This is a genomic window from Enterococcus innesii (genome assembly GCF_022846515.1).
GTDB lineage: Bacteria > Bacillota > Bacilli > Lactobacillales > Enterococcaceae > Enterococcus_D > Enterococcus_D innesii.
Map to the genome: position 1 here is coordinate 2,791,219 of NZ_AP025635.1, position 16,634 is coordinate 2,807,852.

The window sequence follows — 16,634 nt, forward strand, 5'->3', positions numbered from 1 at the left end:
AGACAAAAAACCTTTCTTCTTAGTATTCTAAGCACCAAAGAATTGGTTCATTGCTTGAATCAAAGGAGAAAGGATTGGTAGATATAAGCTATCTATTTGTCTTGTAAAGGCAGCGAGTTTTGTAAGGAACGTCAATCACAACCGTTCCCAAAATCCCTGCGCAAAACCAGTAATAAATTCGTAGAGAGCCGGCAGTATCACCGAAATACATAAAACGACAAAGACCATTTTCTGAACAGCAGTTAATTGTTTGAGGAAATGGTTTTTTGTGAACAATAAATACGCGATACAGATAACGGCAAGCAGCTGCAATAGATCAAATAAAATGGACAAGAAAATCACCTTTTCTGATTAGATTGAATGGACGATAGAATGATGGATTCTCTTAACATAGAGCAAAGAGTTGAATGATATGGTTCTGAGAAAACGTGAAGATCAACGTTTATAAAGAAACGGTATTTCGACGCCAAAGAATGCGAAGATCCCGCTTAAAAGAAAGTAAGTCAATAAGCCTAGATAAAAAAGGACTTTCCAATTCAATTTCTTTTTCATTCGATCCACTCCTTTTGTGTATCATAGCATAAAAAAACGATAATATAAATAAATAATCTGAAGATGCAAATTTGCATTTTTTAGCAAGTGTAAGCTCTCTCAAGCTACATTTTCGCTATCTTGAAAAACCTGAGCTAAAATAGAAAGAGGAACAAAATCATGGCTCACTTTGATTTTTAAATGAACAACGAGTCGAAAGAAGGAGACATTTCTTTGAAAAAAACATGGATAAAACGCAAAAAGAAGCAAAACGAAAATGAATTATTAACGGAACAGTCCGTTCAAGTCGAGCAAAGTCAAACGAGAGAAGAGCTGCAAGAAGAAGCGGAGTTTACTTCTTTTTTTGCGGATGTCATGAAGCGAATGCCGAAAAAATCGGCTGCCCTGGTGATGAAAGGCTATGACGGATCAAAAGCTCAGGCGGAAAAAGTGTTAGCGAAAAGCAAGGATCAATTTGATCAGGTGTTTGAGGAGTTTTTAGTTGGCGTAGATGATGAAACACGAAAAAAAGCCCACCGCACGATCCATGCGGCTTCTTTGACGGCGGCGATCATCGGCTGTTCACCGATTCCCTTTTCAGATGCAGTGTTACTTGTGCCAGTTCAAATGACGATGATGGCACGTTTGTATCGTATTTTTGGGCGAACATGGCGTGAAGGGTTAGCGAAAAGTATTTCGAAAGAGCTAGTCGTTGTGAGTTTTGGTCGCAGTGCCGTTGGCAATATCTTGAAATTTGTCCCAGCAGTCGGCACCGTTGCTGGAGCTGCAATCAATGCCAGTGTGGCTAGTGGTATCACCGAAGCATTAGGCTGGGTGACTGTCAAGATGCTGAATGATGGGGAAGATGTGTTTGAGCAAGTGATGTCCTTTAAAGGCCAATTTCACACGCTGTTCAATGCGTTGAAAGTTGGCAAGAAATCTAAGTGAAACAAACAGAAGAAGAACGAAGCAGGTCCAGACGATTTGCTTTTGTTGCTTCTTTTTCTTCACAGCAAATAAATAGTTATTTTAAAGGAGTGAGTAAAATGAAACAACGAGTGACACGGGAAGAAGTCAAAGAACGGTTGGTCACCGATGCGTATTTTCAAAAAGGTCGTTCTGCTTTGAAGACCCGCCAAACGATTTTGACGATTCTTGCTTGGCTGATGGTCTTGGTTCCCTTTGTCTGGCTGGCCATCCCGCTGACTTTACCGAATCTGGCGGATCGGATCGCCTTTCGGACATATCTGGAAGAAGCAGTGACTTTTGATTTTTTGGCGTTGTTCTTAGGAATTTCTTTTTTGGTCTTGGTTCTGACGTTTACTTTGTTGACCTTGAGGAACAACCGCCGCTTCAAACGATTGCTGCAAAAGCAATCGATGCATGATGAAGCTGCCTTGGAAAAACGCAAAGAGTTGCTAGAAGCATTTTATGAAGAACGCTTTGGGACGAAAGAAGAACGCCACGGGGCAAAATACTACGCGGTTGCACCGGAGCAAAACATCGGAGAAAGAGAGATCCAAGAACTTTTCCGTAGAAACGGGGTGGGCTGATGGTTGTCAATTTTGATACTGGGTTCCCGTGGTTGGATACATTTTTAACAGTCGTTTTAATGATTCTCTTTACGTATCCAATTTTAGGTGGCTTTGCTTGGTTCATCGGGGTGATCTGCAATCGTTTTTTGTTCCGTTATCGTCAATTAGAGTGGATACCGATCCCCGAAGAGATCGAGCCGATGATCACGATTATGGTACCAGCTCACAATGAAGAAATCGTTATTGAAGACACGATTCATTATTTAATGAACAATCTGAACTACAGCAATTATGAGGTGTTGGTGACTGATGATGGCTCAACGGATCAAACCCCTGTGATATTAGACCGATTGATGGAACAGTACCCAAATCTAAGAGTGTTGCGCATCGAAAAAAACCAAGGAAAGGCCCATGCCTTTAATATTGGGGTAGGGTTTGCCAAAGGGGAATTGATCTTGAGCAACGACGCAGATACGGTTCCTGAACCTGATGCGTTATGGAAATATGTCAATTATTTCATCCGCCAAGATTCCATCAATATCTCTGCCATTACGGCGAATATGGATGTTCAAAATCGCACAACGATCGTAGGGAAATCACAAACCGTTGAATTTTCAAGTATCGTAGGAATTATCAAACGGACCCAGCAAGCCGTTTTCGGCGTCATCTATGCCTATAGCGGTGCCAATACGATGTATCGCCGCGCGGCATTGATGGACGTGGGTCTGTTTCGACAAAATCGAGCTACAGAAGACATCAGTATTGCCTGGGACCACCAATTCCGAGGTTGGCTGTCTTTATTTGCTTCACGAGTGATGTTTTTCATGGAGGTGCCAGAAACACTCAAGATGCTCTACCGACAACGGAAACGCTGGGCGAAGGGCGGTACAGAAGTATGGCTGACCAACTTTAAAAAGGTCTTTTTGCATCCTTTTGAAAACATTGGTCGAACCGCTATGTTTGTCGATCAAACATTAAGTATCATCTGGTCATTCTTTTTCTGGCTTTCATCTGCCTTGTTTGTCTTTTATCTGATCTATTATGGTGCAACTGGGAATTACGAACGGATCTATCATATGTTTACGATGGCCTTTCTCTTCGTTTGTTTCGAGATGATTGCGGGGGTCATGCAGCTATTCACCAGCCTCTTGGCGGATGATAACCGCAGCAAGCTGAAGTATTTCCGTTTTGCTCCTTTTTACATGCTGTTTTACTGGATGATCAATGCCATAACGATCGTCACTACCTTTATTCCAGCCGTCAAGACCATCCTTGGCTACGGCAGCGGCGTTTGGGTCAGTCCAGAGCGAACCGCGAAAAAAACCGAAGAATCTTAACGAATACACCTTCCCTGGATAATAAAAAACAAGTCTGAGTTTTCTTCAGACTTGTTTTTTTGCCATTAAGGTTCAGAAAGATAGTAAATCTCACGATTTTGGTATGGATAACGAGTTTGCGAAAATTCGAAAGGTCGTCCGTCGGAGAGACGAGCAACTTGTTCTAATTCTAAGATCGGATCATTGGGATCGACTTCTAAATATTTGATATCATAGGAATCCGCTTTGTCGGCACGGATTTTACGTATGGCGGGACCTATTTTGAGATGTAAGGAATCAGTGATATATCGATAGATCGAGTGTTCAAGGATCGCCATATCAATATCGGGAATGGTTTTGATGGGCATGATCGTGTATTCCAATTCAAAGGGTTCGTTATCAACATAGCGCAGTCGTACGATATCATAAACAGGTTCGTTTTCTCGCAAAGACAAGTAATCCATTTCGTTGGCTTCTGGAAAACGTACATTGAAACTAATGATTTTACTTTGCACTTTATGCCGTCCGCCATATCGGTTGACTAAACCGATATACTCATTGATCTGTCCTTGGTAGGTCGCTGAATTGACATAGGTGCCATGACCTCTTTTGGTAGAAATCAGGCCTTCTTGCTTCAATTGATTTAGCGCTTTTTGGATCGTCATTCGCGAGGTTTGAAATCGTTTGGCTAACGCCGTTTGTTCCGGTAGTTTTGATAAAGCTGGAAAAACACCTTCATAAATATTCGTCCGCAACTGATCAACGATCTCTTTGTATTTTGTCATAGTCATCACTCCTTATGTAAAGAAATTCATGGACTTGAGTTTTGTTTGAAGGGGATAAAAACAAGGTCTATCACTAAAGAATCAGCTGAAATTCACATGTATAGAAAAAGCTTTGCATATGTTTTTGAAAAATTTACATGCCTATTTCACCTAATTATAATAGGTTTTGTAAGCGAATACAAACGATGGAGGAATCAATATGATAAAATTTTATTGGGGGAACAGTGTCAGCAGTATGCAGACAGAAGGTGGTTGGAATGAAGGCGGTAAAAGCTTATCCGTTTATGATATACGGGAAGCTTCGGAACAGGCTAGCGATTGGCATGTAGCAAATGATAACTATCATGTGTATACAGAAGATTTTGATTATATGCAAGATTTGGGGATGAACATGTATCGTTTCCAAATTTCTTGGTCAAGGGTCGTTCACGATGGAGATGGTGCCTTTAATGAAGAAGGGATCGCCTATTACGATCGTTTTATTGATGATCTGTTAGCTCGAGGGATCGAGCCTATGATTTGTTTGTACCATTTTGATATGCCTCTGCATCTGGCGAAAACCTATAACGGGTTCATCAGCAAAGAAGTGAAGGACGCATTCATTCGTTTTGGAAAAGAAATGGTGGATCGTTTTGCGGATAAAGTCCATTATTGGTTAACCTTTAACGAACAAAATCTTTTCCACCAAGACCATGGTTTTAAGATCAGCGGCTATTTAGAAGGGGAAGAAACGACAGAAGAATTGTATCAGATTTTCCACAATGTCATGGTTTGCCATGCAGAACTCTGTAATTATCTTCATGAAACAACAAATGCGAAGATCGGCGGCATGCTGGCGTATTCTGAGGCGTATCCAGCGACTTGTCGTCCACAAGACATCAAAGCAGCAAGAGAGTTTGATGAATTTGCGAACTTTACTTTATTAGATTGCTATGCGCACGGCAAGTATTCGGCAGCACAAGACCGATACGTGAAAAATCATCAACTCAATATGAATATTTTACCTGGGGAATTAGAAGCGATCGCAGCGCAGAAAAATGATTACATTGCCTTTAGCTATTATGCTTCTTCTACCTTGAATGCTGAAAAAATTCCTGAAGGAACGCCGCCGAATCGGTACATGACTTTTGGAAAACAAGACAATCCGTATATCGAAACGACGGAATGGAATTGGCAAATTGATCCGCTCGGCTTCCGTGATGTCTTAAATAAAGTCTATCAGCGGTACCGCTTGCCAGTGTTTCCGATTGAAAACGGGATTGGTGTCAGAGAGCATTGGGATGGCAAAGAACCGATTCAAGATGATTACCGTATTGCCTATCATCAAGAGCATATTCGAGCGATGTTTGAAGCGATGGTGGAAGATGGAGTGGTCTGTCTTGGGTATCTTGGTTGGGGGCTGATCGACATTTTGAGCTCGCAAGGTGATATGGAGAAACGATACGGACTCGTGTATGTCAATCGTGGCAACCATGAGTTGCGAGATATGAAACGTGTACCGAAAAAATCGTATGAATGGTTCAAAGAAGTGATCAAAACGAATGGTAGTACGATCTATACAAACCCATATACAGAATAGGAGGAACAAAAATGGCAGCAGAAAAGCGCACGTTTTTAGATAAATTTACAGAGTTTTCGGTCCGTCTCGGCAATCAGGTTCATCTCAAAAGTCTTCGTGATGCGTTTGCGACCTTAATGCCTGCCTTTATTATCGCAGGGATCGCTGTGTTGTTTAATAATGTCTTCTTTCCATGGTTTTTAGAAGGGGCTGCCTTGGCGCGAATGCAAGTGTTTGGCAATTCCATCACCAATGGAACATTGAATATCGCCGGTCTGCTGATCGCCCCGATGATCGCTTATTTTCTTTGCCGCAACAAAAACAATCCGAGCGCCATCAATGCAACCTTTGTGGCAACGACTTGCTTAGTGGTCATGTTGGCGATGGTTCATGCCGTGATGCCAGAAGGCGCTCAAGCAGAAGTGACCATCAGTGGTGTGATGCTATTTGACGATGTCGGGACCAAAGGGATGTTTTCTGGAATCATTTGTGGGTTAGTTGCCACGGAATTATTTATTCGACTGTCAGAAAACAAGCACTTAAAAATCAATTTAGGGGATCAAGTTCCTCCTGCCGTCAGCAAATCCTTCAGCACGTTGATCCCTGCTATTTTGGTGATTTCCTTCTTTGCCGTAGTTGCGACCGTGCTAGCAGCCTTTGATACCGACCTGATTCAAATCATTTCAACAGTGATCCAAGAACCACTGCGTTTGTTGAACACATCGATTTTTGGGTTCTTGATCATCTATTCAACGGGCAATTTTCTGTTTACTTTAGGCATTCACCAAACCGTCATCAATGGCACCTTGTTAGATCCATTGCTGTTAGTCAATATGAATGAAAACATGCAAGCCGTGCAAGAAGGCGCTACGCCACCCAATATCTTAAATTCAGCATTCGTGACGGTTTTCGCACAACTAGGCGGGACTGGATTTACGATCAGCTTGATCATTGCAGTGCTCTTATTCGTCCGCAATTACCAACCTTTTCGGGATGTCGTCAATCTATCCCTAGCTCCGGGTATTTTTAATATCAACGAGCCAATCATCTTTGGTTTACCGATCGTCTTCAATTTACCCATGATCATTCCCTTCGTTGCAAGTCCAATTGTTGCGACGTTGATTGGCTACTTTGCTACCGCAGTAGGATTCATTGAGCCGCTTTCTGTGATGGTTCCTTGGACGACACCACCAATTCTTAGTGCATTGTTGGCATCAAAAGGGGATTTTAAAGTTGTTTTGGTTCAAGTGATCATCATCGTCGTTTGTGTAGCAATCTATTTTCCATTTTTAAAAATCGCTCAACGGGTTGCAATCAAATCTGCTGAATTGGAGCGGGCAGAATAAACAAAACAGGATGAATCCTATACTAGAGTGACCTACAAAAGTTAGAACAAAATTCTAACGTTTTGGGGGTCACTATTTTTTGAGGTGATTTTTTTACTAAGTTTCTATTTTGAACTTTAATTAAATGGTATACTATCCCAAAAGGAGCGACTATGAAACTATCAGAAATGCAAAAAGCGATCTATCAAAACAAAATCGATCACCAATTCAATGTCACAAATATTGAAAAAGAGTTTTTGGCTTTATATGGTGAAATAGGGGAAGCCTTTGACGCGTATCGGAAGCAACAAGAGGTAGGAGAAGAATTGGCGGATGTGGCGATTTATCTTCTTGGGTTAGCGGAAATCCTTTCCATCGATCTTGAAGCAGAGATTCATAAAAAAATGGCCGTCAACCAAAAGCGCCGTTATACCAGTTATGGCAATGGCTATGCAAAACGAATCGATGATTGATACACGCAGAAAAATTAGTGGATTCTACGAGTATAGGCTCTTACCGAAATAGAAATGGAAGCAGGAGATAGGATGGAAAAGAACGTAAGCATGCGTGAATTAACAACGGCAGATTTAGCAGAAGTCGTGGACCACTATATTGCTGTATTTTCAGCAGAACCATGGAATGACCAATTGACAGTGCCGCAAATCACCGACTATGTATCATCAATGATGGCAATGAATACTTTTATTGGTTATCGACTAACAGATCGAGCATCGAATGAATTGATTGGTCTTTCTTTAGGCTTTATCAAGCCCTGGTATCAAGGAAAAGAGTATGTGATCGATACCTTTTTAATTACTGGCACGCACCAAGGAAAAGGCTTAGGTTCCACTTTTTTAGAAAGGATCAAAGAGGATCTACTCAAGAAAGAGATCCCAACGATCCTGTTAGATACTGAAGAAAGTATGCCCGCAGCGGATTTTTATAAAAAGAATGGCTTTAAACCGCTACCAGATAATGTGAGCTATTATTTATCTCTAGATTAATTCAAGCATGTCAATAAATAAAAAAGTCTGCGAAAAAAATCGCAGGCTTTTTAGTTATGCACAGTTTCAACAGGTTTATCCACAATATGTTGTAGGAACGTGTTTTCGCCTACTAAATATTGTGCTTGATCCCCGTTGAAATAAGAAACTGTCGCTTCTTTGAGGAAGTATTTCCCTTTACTGCATTGATGGTAGTCATTCGGTGATTTTCAAGGTGACTTGGCAATGGTTGAGATAGAAAGTATCATAGCCTGCTTTTTTTCGATTACAATAAAGACGAGACTCGCAACCCTTCGGCGAAGCCTCGTCTTTTTACAGATCAACAGAAAAAGAAAACGCAGGAGTCTACGCTTTCTTTTTCTGTTCTTCTTTTTTCTTGTCTGTGGTCTGTACGGAATCTAGGGCTTTTTTGAAAATCTCTTCTTTTTTCGTTTTATAGTTATGTTGTCGTTCAGCATAAACTTTTTCTTTCGTCTTTGTTTTCATACTCGGTCACCTCTTCCTTTTTTTTAAGTATAGCACGATTTCACAAACTCATGCAAATGCTTAGTTTTATCCTTGGTATTATAATCTTTTGAATAAAATAAATTGTGAAAATATTTCTTTCGGTAGAAGTGAGTGACTTCTCTATCAAATAATTCGTATCCAGTTGGAAGCGATGTAACAGGATTTCATCATAGCGTCGATCACACTGGTGAAAGAAGCATTCTTTTTGAAAAAACTTTTTCACAGGATCCCTTGTGTAAAAAAGGAATGATAAATGGGTGATTTTAGTATCGATTTTTGAAGAATGGGATAAGAAAAGAAATGTTATTCAAATAACAGTCTTGTTTTTCAAAAAGTGGGTTTGTTTGCAAAAAAATTCCTGTTTTTATTCGCGAATTAAAATAACGTTGAATGAAATAGCGTTTTTCTGTAGTTTATAGAAATCTTTGTAAATAGAGTGCCATTGAGCAACACCAAAGAGAAAGTGATCAAAAAGAATAACGCAGGAAAATAAATGACACGTTTTATTAAACGTAAAGTAAAAAAATACAAAACGAAAACAATATCAAAAAATATTAATTTTTGTTAAAATGGGGTACAGGGGGTGTTTTATTGGAATCTCGGAAAATCAAACGTAAGCGTTTAGTGAAACAAAAACGGTCCCTTTTCGTACAAAAAGGATTGGGTATCACAGCAGCGTTAGCATCAACATCAGGTGTCTTTACGTCTCTTGCTCATGCGACCGAAACGACGAACGCTTCGTCATCAACCAACACAACTGCTACTCTTGCCAGATCGTCAGCTGAAACGGCGATCAATCGACAATTTAAAACAACAGCTTCACTGAATGTTCGTTCAAATGCTTCAACAAGTGCCTCTATCGTAAGTGGTGTAGGAGCAAATACAACAATCACTGCGGTGGCTCAAAAGAACGGTACCTCAGTGAATGGCAATACAACATGGTATAAGCTATCAACAGGCGGCTGGATCTCAGGGGCTTATGTGAAGAGCACCTCAGGCTCCTCTTCTGCCAATACAGGCTCGTCCAATTCGTCGTCTTCTTCATCGGAAAAAGCAATTTCGAAATCAGTGAAAACGACTACTGCATTGAACGTCCGTTCAAATGCAACGACAAGTTCTAGTGTCGTACGCGGTTTGAGCAGTAATGCGACAGTACAAGTCGTTGCACAAAAGAGTGGTACATCGGTGAATGGCACGACCACTTGGTACAAATTGTCCACAGGCGGTTGGATCACGGCAGCCTATGTCAAAGATGTGTCCAGTAGCTCCACAGGCAATAGTTCTTCTGGCGGCAATACAAGTGTTTCTGCAGAAACGGCTATCAGCAAGAACGTGAAAACAACAGCGGCATTAAATGTTCGTTCGAGTGCCTCAACAAGCGGCAGTGTCGTTGGCAGCCTAAGCAACAGCACGACGGTGAAGGTCGTTGCCCAGAAAAATGGCACATCCGTTGGCGGCACCAATGTTTGGTACAAAGTATCGACCGGTGGCTGGATCACAGCGGCATATGTGCGTGATGTCACGTCTAGTTCTGGAAATACAAGTAATAATAATAATTCAAACACAGGTTCAAACAATACTGGCTCATCAAACGGCTCAAGCAATGCGAGTGAGCAAGCCATCAATAAGACGTTCCAAACAACCACTGGTATGAATGTCCGCTCAAATGCATCAACTTCTGCAAGTGTAGTCAGCAGTTTGGGCAGCAATGCGACCTTCAAAGCAGTTGCTCAAAAACAAGGCACGTCAGTCAATGGCAATACCACTTGGTATAAGTTATCAACGGGTGGCTGGGTATCTGCAGCATATGTCAAAGAAGTCAGTGCAACGACTCCTGGCAACAATAACAACGCAGGCAATACCAATGTTCCAATGAGCGTGGATGGAGCAGCGATCGTTGCAGAAGCTAGAAAACATATCGGCACTCCTTATCAATGGGGAGGCAAAGGACCAGATGTCTTCGACTGTTCTGGGTTTACACGCTACGTCTTCTTAAAAGTGACGGGCAAAAACATCGGTGATTGGACAGTCCCACAAGAAAGCGCAGGGACGATCATTCCTGTCTCGCAAGCACAAGCTGGCGACTTGCTGTTCTGGGGTCAAAAAGGGAATACCTACCACGTAGCGATCGCTACAAGTAATACAAGCTATATCCATGCGCCAAGCACGGGTTATACAGTCACCGAAGCACAATCAGGCTTTTCGACTGCTAGCTTCGCTCTACGTGTGAAATAAATATTTCATTGAAAAGGCAAAGGGTTTGTCCTTTGTTAGAAACGCCCCTAAGAAAGCTGCAATCAGTTTTCTTAGGGGCGCTTTTTGTGCTGGGCGCAGATCTTCTAAAAGATGGGACATTGCCCTTGTTTTTTTTGACAAAAAGGCCGATTTGTCAAAATATCTTGTTTTTACTAGTACAAATTTTTGTCAAAAAAAAAAGTTACTGATACCATAAAAACGTACCAATATTAGGAGGGATCTACATGAGATATACGAACGGAAATTACGAAGCTTTTGCAAGAAGCAGAAAACCGAAAGATGTCGAAAAGAAAGAAGCCTATATTGTTGGTGGGGGATTAGCAGGACTTGCTGCGGCAGTCTTCTTGATCCGTGACGGCCATATGGCGGGTGAGAAAATCCACGTCCTTGAAGAACTTTCTTTATCAGGCGGTTCATTAGACGGAAAATTCATTCCCCATGATGGATTTGTGACCCGCGGCGGTCGCGAAATGGAAAATCATTTTGAGTGCCTGTGGGATCTATTTCGCTCGATTCCATCCTTGGAGGTGGAAGATGCTTCGGTGTTAGATGAGTTTTACTGGTTGGATCACGATGATCCAAATTCGTCTAACTGTCGGATTATCCACAATCGCGGTCAACGAGCAGCAGATGATGGAGAATTTACGTTGTCTGCTACAGCACAAAAAGAATTGACCCAATTATTTATGACTTCAGAAGATCAATTGATCGGGAAAAAAATCGAAGATGTTTTTGGCGAAGAATTCTTTGAATCTAATTTTTGGCTATACTGGTGTACGATGTTCGCCTTTGAAAAATGGCATTCGGCGATTGAAATGCGCCGCTATGTGTTGCGTTTTGTGCACCATATCGATGGCTTGCCTGATTTTACTGCGTTAAAATTTACCCGTTACAACCAATATGAGTCATTGGTCAAACCACTACTTGCTTATTTGGAAGAACAAGGAGTTGACTTCCAATATGAATGCACCGTCAGCAATATCGATGTTCGGATCGTGGGCGAGGAAAAAGTTGCTCAAAAACTTGTGCTAGAAAAAGCGGGAGCAATCGAAGAAATTCCTTTGTCAGAAGATGACTTGGTCTTTGTTACCAACGGATCGATCACTGAAAGTTCCACGCAAGGGGACCATTATACCCCAGCGCCTATCTCAAAAGCACCTGGTGGCAGCTGGCGTTTATGGAAAAACTTGGCGGCGCAATCGCCTGAGTTTGGTCATCCAGAAGTCTTTTATGAAAACTTACCTGAAGAAAGCTGGTTTGTTTCGGCAACTGTTACTTGGCAGAATTTTGATGTGGAACCTTATTTAGAAAAATTGACCCATCGCAAGTTACGAACAGGCAGAATCGTCACTGGCGGGATCATCACCATCAAAGATTCCAATTGGATGATGAGCTTTGCGACCCATCGCCAACCGCACTTTAAAGAACAAAAAGACCAACAAACGATCACATGGGTGTATGGATTGTTGTCAAATACGCCAGGAAACTACATCAAAAAACCAATTGAACAATGCTCTGGACAAGAAATCGTGCAAGAACTGCTTTACCATTTAGGCGTGCCGGAAGCAGAAATCCAACGCATTTCAAAAGAATCAAGTGTGGCAGTTCCAGTATACATGCCGTTTATCACTTCTTACTTCATGCTGCGTGAACCAGGTGATCGGCCATTAGTTATTCCAAATGGCTCCAAAAACTTAGCCTTTATCGGTAATTTCGCAGAGACTGAACGAGACACTGTATTTACAACAGAATATTCCGTTCGGACCGCCATGGAGGCTGTTTATCAGCTATTAGATGTGGAACGCGGGGTACCAGAAGTGTTTGCTTCCGCTTATGATCTACGTACTTTGGCCAAAGCTGTCTATTATCTGACCGATAAGAAAAAAATCACGGAAATGGAGCTGCCGTTTATCGAACGGAAACTCTTGGAGGGCTTCGTTAAGAAAACCGAACATACCTACATTGGCGATCTGTTGAAAGAAAACCATTTGATTTAAATAAAGCGCAACGACAACGAGGCGAAAGAAACTGCTCGTGGTCGTTGCGTCTTTTATTTACTTTTCCAACGCTGTTTGAACGATCCTTATTCCTCAGATAAAATCCGTACTTGGATCTCTGTCAAATAAGCTTGCTCGTTGCTAAGGGTCGTTTCGTGGATCGATCGTTCATAGAAGTAGTCATCGATTTGCCATTGGTGCGTCGCAATCAGCTGCTTGAGTTTTTGATAGAACTGCTTCAATCCTTCGTCATCCCCCTGATAAATGGCGGTTAAATAGTATCCTGCCGGTTTCACGAAGGAAGCACGTTGTGGTTCTTCTTGCCGCACGTAAACGTAGTCGATGTCTTGCGTATCGTCTTTGTTCGTCCGAATCATAAAACCATATTCGTTATTTGAGAAAAGATAAGGCTGTGCCATCAAAAGGTCGTAGGCTTGGGTGATCATCTCTGGGATGGAGCTACCGTTTAATCTAGGACTAAGGGAGAAATATTCCTCTGGCTGTTCCTTCAAGGTGAAGGGGGAAGTTTTTTCTGCAGCTAGGCGCAAATCCGCCGCTTTTCGTTCGATGATTTTTTTGATGTTGCTCAACTGCTGAATTTTTTCATCGATGGTTTGCCGCTTGGCTTCCAATAAGTTTCTCATGGTCTCGGCATCCCCCTGCAACGCTGTTTGGATCTCTTTTAAGGGCATCGATAATTCTTTCAGTGATAGGATCAATCCGAGATCCAATAGTTGATCAAGGGAATAATACCGATACCCGTGCTCGTCTTTGCTGTTTGGTTGAAATAGCCCAATCTCGTCATAATAGTGGAGTGTCCGAGGATTGATCCGCGCTAAGCGTGCCATTTCCGATACTTTTAATTTGGTTTTCATGGCGTTCCTCCTTGACTTTACAGTTACTGTAAACTTTATACTAAGGATAGTCAACTACTGGGAGGAAGATAGAATGAATAAACAAGTAACATATCGACCATTTAAACGAGAAGATCTGTCTGCGCTTGTGCAAGTAATTATTGATAGCTGGAACTACGACAAGCAATTTGACAAGATGACCGCCAAGCACTTTGCTCATGTCTTTTTGTGTTATGAACTTGCCCGTGCGACCTATTCACGTGTGGCTCTTTTAAATGGTGAAGCTGTCGGTATCTTATTAGCAGACAGTAAAAGAGGGAAGAAGCTTCATCCAATGCACTATTGGGGGAAAACGATTTGGCATGCTGGCTGCTTACTGCTTACGAAAGAAGGGAGAAACACGCTGTTGCATTATGCCAAAGAGGTGGCTGAGTTAAATCAAGCGATGTTGAAAGATTTACAAACTCCTTTTCAGACCGAAGTTGGTTTGTTTGCCGTTAGTCCCAAAACACAAGGATTGGGTGTAGGCAAGCAGCTCTTTACTTCCTTTTTAGCGATGGTCCAGCAGGAAAAAACGGCTCCGTTTTTCCTTTATACCGATACCACCTGTAATTACGGTTTTTATGAGCATATGGGCTTGAAGCGGGCAGCTGCTGTGAAACGCTGGATCAAAAAACCGATTAAGAAGGAAATCGAGTTTTATATCTATACTTCCTAAGAGTGCAGCGATGCACTCTTTTTTCATTGGCTAGTATGGTAAACTGGAAGCAAAGAAGGTCAAGGAAGCTGTTTTCGTTTTATGGAAACGGCGCTTATTTTGGTCGAAAGCGATGGCTCGATCCGCTTTCGTAAAAAGGATGGGGAATGGGAAAGGATGGTTTATTTGGAAAAAAAGCAGATAGGGTTTATTTTAAGTGATATTGATGGGACGATCTTGGATCATAAGCATCAAATCGATCTGGATTTGATTGAAGAAATCAAACGATTGAAGCAGCAAGCGATTCCTTTTGTTTTGGCTTCCGCTCGCTCCCCGAAAGGAATGCTACCGATAGCTCAAGAGTTAGGGATAGAAGACTGGCCCTTGGCTTGTTACAACGGTGCCCTGATTGGACGATACGATCAACAGGGCACACTGGTACCGATTTTCAGTCATGAGGTCAAAAAAGCAGAAGCAAAAACTTTGGTTGCGCGCATCAAAGCTGATTTTCCTGGTGTTTCCATCAATGTCTACTCTGGTGATCAGTGGTATTGCGAAAGAGTGGACCAATGGGCACGAGCAGAAGCGGCGATCACCAAAGAGACTCCTGTAGAAACTTCATTAGAACAACTGTTGGCACAAGAAGCTTTTGAGGTTCATAAGTTTCTTTTGATCGGCACAACAGCAGAAATCCAAGCGCTTCATGCTGCCTGCCAGAACGCTGGATTTTTAGAAAGCGCCTTTTACTTATCCAAAGAGAATTATTTGGAAGTCACTCATCAAGCTGTGGGAAAAGATAAGGCGCTAAATGAATTGGCGGCCTATTTTCAAGTGCCGCTGGCGCAAACCTTAGCGATCGGCGATAATTTTAACGACCTGCCAATGATTGCTTCAGCTGGTATTGGTGTTGCGATGGAGAATGCGCCCGAATTGGTCAAAGCAAAAGCTGATTTTGTGACGACTAGCAGTACAGACCATGGGGTTGCTGATGCGTTGCGGCGATTTGTCACAGAATAGATAAAAAAACTAGGTTTTTTGAACAAATTGATTGACTTTCATTTCTACTCTCCTTAAACTTTTAGCTATACCTAAAAAGGTAAGTGTTTGTTGGAAAGAAGGAGAAAAATGAATAAGAAGATCGAGAAGACATTGACCAAATTTGCCGAGTCGTTGAGGCTCTCAGTTGATACTTCCACCGGGGTGATTTATGGAACGTATCATAGTTATAAACTTTTTTTAGTTCAAGAGAATAACAATAGTTATTCGCTAGTGGCCCATTTTTCACTTAGCAAAGATGGCGAACTTCCCAACCAAGAAGAAGTCAAAGAAGTTTTAAGTGAGTCAAAAGAGATCATCGACTGTGTGATCCAAGGATATCAAGTTGCCTATACATTACGCGGAGCGATGACTGCAGGGAAAACCGTGGACAAGTTACGTACTGCGTTGGACCAGTTGACGAATTTTTTGAAGACCAAAGGTTTCCAAAATGCTTGTACCTTCTGCGGCGCGGTCACTGAGCCGGTTTCGCTGTATGCGATTGGCGGCGCTCCCGTCATTGCCTGTGAAGCTTGCTTTAAGAAACAACAAGAAGCAGTCCTTGCGCAAGAACGGGAAAAAGGGCAGAAAAAAGAAAATTGGTTAGCTGGAACCGTGGGTGCGTTTCTTGGCTCACTGATTGGTGCTGGCGCAATTATTTTATTAGGACAACTGGGGTATGTTGCTGCATTGTCTGGGATCGCGATGGCGATCTGTGCCATCAAAGGGTATGAATTACTAGGTGGAAAACTCAGCACAAAAGGTATTATTAGTAGTATTATCGTCATGATCATCATGGTCTATGTCGGGAATCGTATTGACTGGTCGATCAGTGTAGCGAATTATTACACGGACGTTGATGTCTTCTATGCTTTCCGTATTTTACCTGATTTGATTCGTGAAGGGTATTTGGAAGCGAGTCAATATTACGGGAACTTAGGTCTGGTCTATCTCTTTACGGCGATTGGGGCGGTGCCAACTATTATCGCTGCGGTACGAGAGGGTAAAGTGACGCGTCAAAGCTACAAAATGGAGTAATCCACTTTTCTATCCAAAGATAAAAAAACACAATGCGAGATCTCTTTCGCTTTGTGTTTTTGTTTTTGTGTCATAAATAATAACATGCAGTGTTAACATAAAAAATAAATAATAATAAAATGAGAAAAATAGCTTGCTTTTATAATTAATATTTATTAAAATCTTATTTACATTCAGATTTTTGTAATAATTCTGA

General features: G+C 41.8%; 16 protein-coding genes. 12 read left to right on the forward strand and 4 right to left on the reverse strand.

Annotation, left to right across the window (positions count from 1 at the left end; genetic code table 11):
• Nucleotides 1-135: 135 nt before the first annotated feature.
• Nucleotides 136-333, reverse strand: a complete 198-nt coding sequence (locus ENLAB_RS12995; RefSeq protein WP_016610551.1) for a hypothetical protein — start codon at nt 331-333, stop codon at nt 136-138.
• Between the two features lie 399 nt (nt 334-732).
• On the opposite strand from ENLAB_RS12995, the gene ENLAB_RS13000 reads away from it, so the two are divergent.
• The 3 genes from ENLAB_RS13000 to ENLAB_RS13010 all read left to right on the forward strand — a co-directional run bounded on the left by ENLAB_RS13000 (nt 733) and on the right by ENLAB_RS13010 (nt 3,403).
• Complete coding sequence (locus ENLAB_RS13000; RefSeq protein ID WP_142963159.1) at nt 733-1,479, forward strand: YcjF family protein; 747 nt, start codon at nt 733-735, stop codon at nt 1,477-1,479.
• Nucleotides 1,480-1,577: 98 nt separating this feature from the next.
• Complete coding sequence (locus ENLAB_RS13005; protein WP_142963158.1) at nt 1,578-2,084, forward strand: hypothetical protein; 507 nt, start codon at nt 1,578-1,580, stop codon at nt 2,082-2,084.
• Complete coding sequence (locus ENLAB_RS13010; protein ID WP_015509139.1) at nt 2,084-3,403, forward strand: glycosyltransferase family 2 protein; 1,320 nt, start codon at nt 2,084-2,086, stop codon at nt 3,401-3,403. Before ENLAB_RS13005 ends, ENLAB_RS13010 begins: the two co-directional genes overlap by 1 nt.
• Before the next feature lie 65 nt (nt 3,404-3,468).
• Here ENLAB_RS13010 and ENLAB_RS13015 read toward each other — a convergent pair whose 3' ends face one another.
• Nucleotides 3,469-4,167 (reverse strand): GntR family transcriptional regulator, encoded by a 699-nt coding sequence (locus ENLAB_RS13015; RefSeq protein WP_034868333.1) that lies wholly within the window; start codon nt 4,165-4,167, stop codon nt 3,469-3,471.
• A 199-nt stretch (nt 4,168-4,366) separates the two neighbouring features.
• Here ENLAB_RS13015 and ENLAB_RS13020 point away from each other — a divergent pair, with 199 nt between their 5' ends.
• The 4 genes from ENLAB_RS13020 (at nt 4,367) to ENLAB_RS13035 (ending at nt 8,054) form a co-directional block, all read left to right on the forward strand.
• Nucleotides 4,367-5,746 carry a glycoside hydrolase family 1 protein gene (locus ENLAB_RS13020; protein ID WP_244351501.1) on the forward strand — a complete coding sequence of 460 codons (1,380 nt, stop codon included), beginning with the start codon at nt 4,367-4,369 and terminating at the stop codon, nt 5,744-5,746.
• An 11-nt stretch (nt 5,747-5,757) separates the two neighbouring features.
• Nucleotides 5,758-7,071 carry a PTS sugar transporter subunit IIC gene (locus ENLAB_RS13025; protein ID WP_005225308.1) on the forward strand — a complete coding sequence of 438 codons (1,314 nt, stop codon included), beginning with the start codon at nt 5,758-5,760 and terminating at the stop codon, nt 7,069-7,071.
• A gap of 152 nt (nt 7,072-7,223) precedes the next feature.
• A complete protein-coding gene (locus ENLAB_RS13030) occupies nt 7,224-7,523 on the forward strand; it encodes a MazG-like family protein (protein WP_195266012.1) in 300 nt (99 codons plus the stop codon).
• Between the two features lie 72 nt (nt 7,524-7,595).
• Nucleotides 7,596-8,054: a GNAT family N-acetyltransferase gene (locus ENLAB_RS13035; protein ID WP_081118375.1), complete on the forward strand. Its 459-nt coding sequence runs from the start codon at nt 7,596-7,598 to the stop codon at nt 8,052-8,054.
• A gap of 345 nt (nt 8,055-8,399) precedes the next feature.
• Here the strand turns inward: ENLAB_RS13035 and ENLAB_RS13040 are convergent, their stop codons facing one another.
• Complete coding sequence (locus ENLAB_RS13040; protein ID WP_170920126.1) at nt 8,400-8,540, reverse strand: hypothetical protein; 141 nt, start codon at nt 8,538-8,540, stop codon at nt 8,400-8,402.
• A 612-nt stretch (nt 8,541-9,152) separates the two neighbouring features.
• On the opposite strand from ENLAB_RS13040, the gene ENLAB_RS13045 reads away from it, so the two are divergent.
• Together ENLAB_RS13045 and ENLAB_RS13050 are read left to right on the forward strand one after the other, a co-directional pair.
• Nucleotides 9,153-10,796 carry a C40 family peptidase gene (locus ENLAB_RS13045; protein WP_077453567.1) on the forward strand — a complete coding sequence of 548 codons (1,644 nt, stop codon included), beginning with the start codon at nt 9,153-9,155 and terminating at the stop codon, nt 10,794-10,796.
• A gap of 245 nt (nt 10,797-11,041) precedes the next feature.
• On the forward strand, nt 11,042-12,814 hold the full coding sequence (locus ENLAB_RS13050; RefSeq protein ID WP_008377255.1) for an oleate hydratase: 1,773 nt from the start codon (nt 11,042-11,044) through the stop codon (nt 12,812-12,814).
• An 86-nt stretch (nt 12,815-12,900) separates the two neighbouring features.
• On the opposite strand, the gene ENLAB_RS13055 is transcribed toward ENLAB_RS13050, so the two are convergent.
• Nucleotides 12,901-13,689: a MerR family transcriptional regulator gene (locus tag ENLAB_RS13055; protein ID WP_195266010.1), complete on the reverse strand. Its 789-nt coding sequence runs from the start codon at nt 13,687-13,689 to the stop codon at nt 12,901-12,903.
• Nucleotides 13,690-13,762: 73 nt separating this feature from the next.
• Between ENLAB_RS13055 and ENLAB_RS13060 the strand changes: the two genes are divergently transcribed.
• From ENLAB_RS13060 to ENLAB_RS13070, 3 genes are all read left to right on the forward strand, one after another.
• A complete protein-coding gene (locus ENLAB_RS13060) occupies nt 13,763-14,386 on the forward strand; it encodes an N-acetyltransferase (RefSeq protein ID WP_086293145.1) in 624 nt (207 codons plus the stop codon).
• Nucleotides 14,387-14,542: 156 nt separating this feature from the next.
• Nucleotides 14,543-15,382 (forward strand): Cof-type HAD-IIB family hydrolase, encoded by an 840-nt coding sequence (locus tag ENLAB_RS13065; protein WP_216682895.1) that lies wholly within the window; start codon nt 14,543-14,545, stop codon nt 15,380-15,382.
• A gap of 108 nt (nt 15,383-15,490) precedes the next feature.
• A complete protein-coding gene (locus tag ENLAB_RS13070; protein WP_195266008.1) occupies nt 15,491-16,438 on the forward strand; it encodes a hypothetical protein in 948 nt (315 codons plus the stop codon).
• The last annotated feature ends 196 nt before the right edge of the window (nt 16,439-16,634 follow it).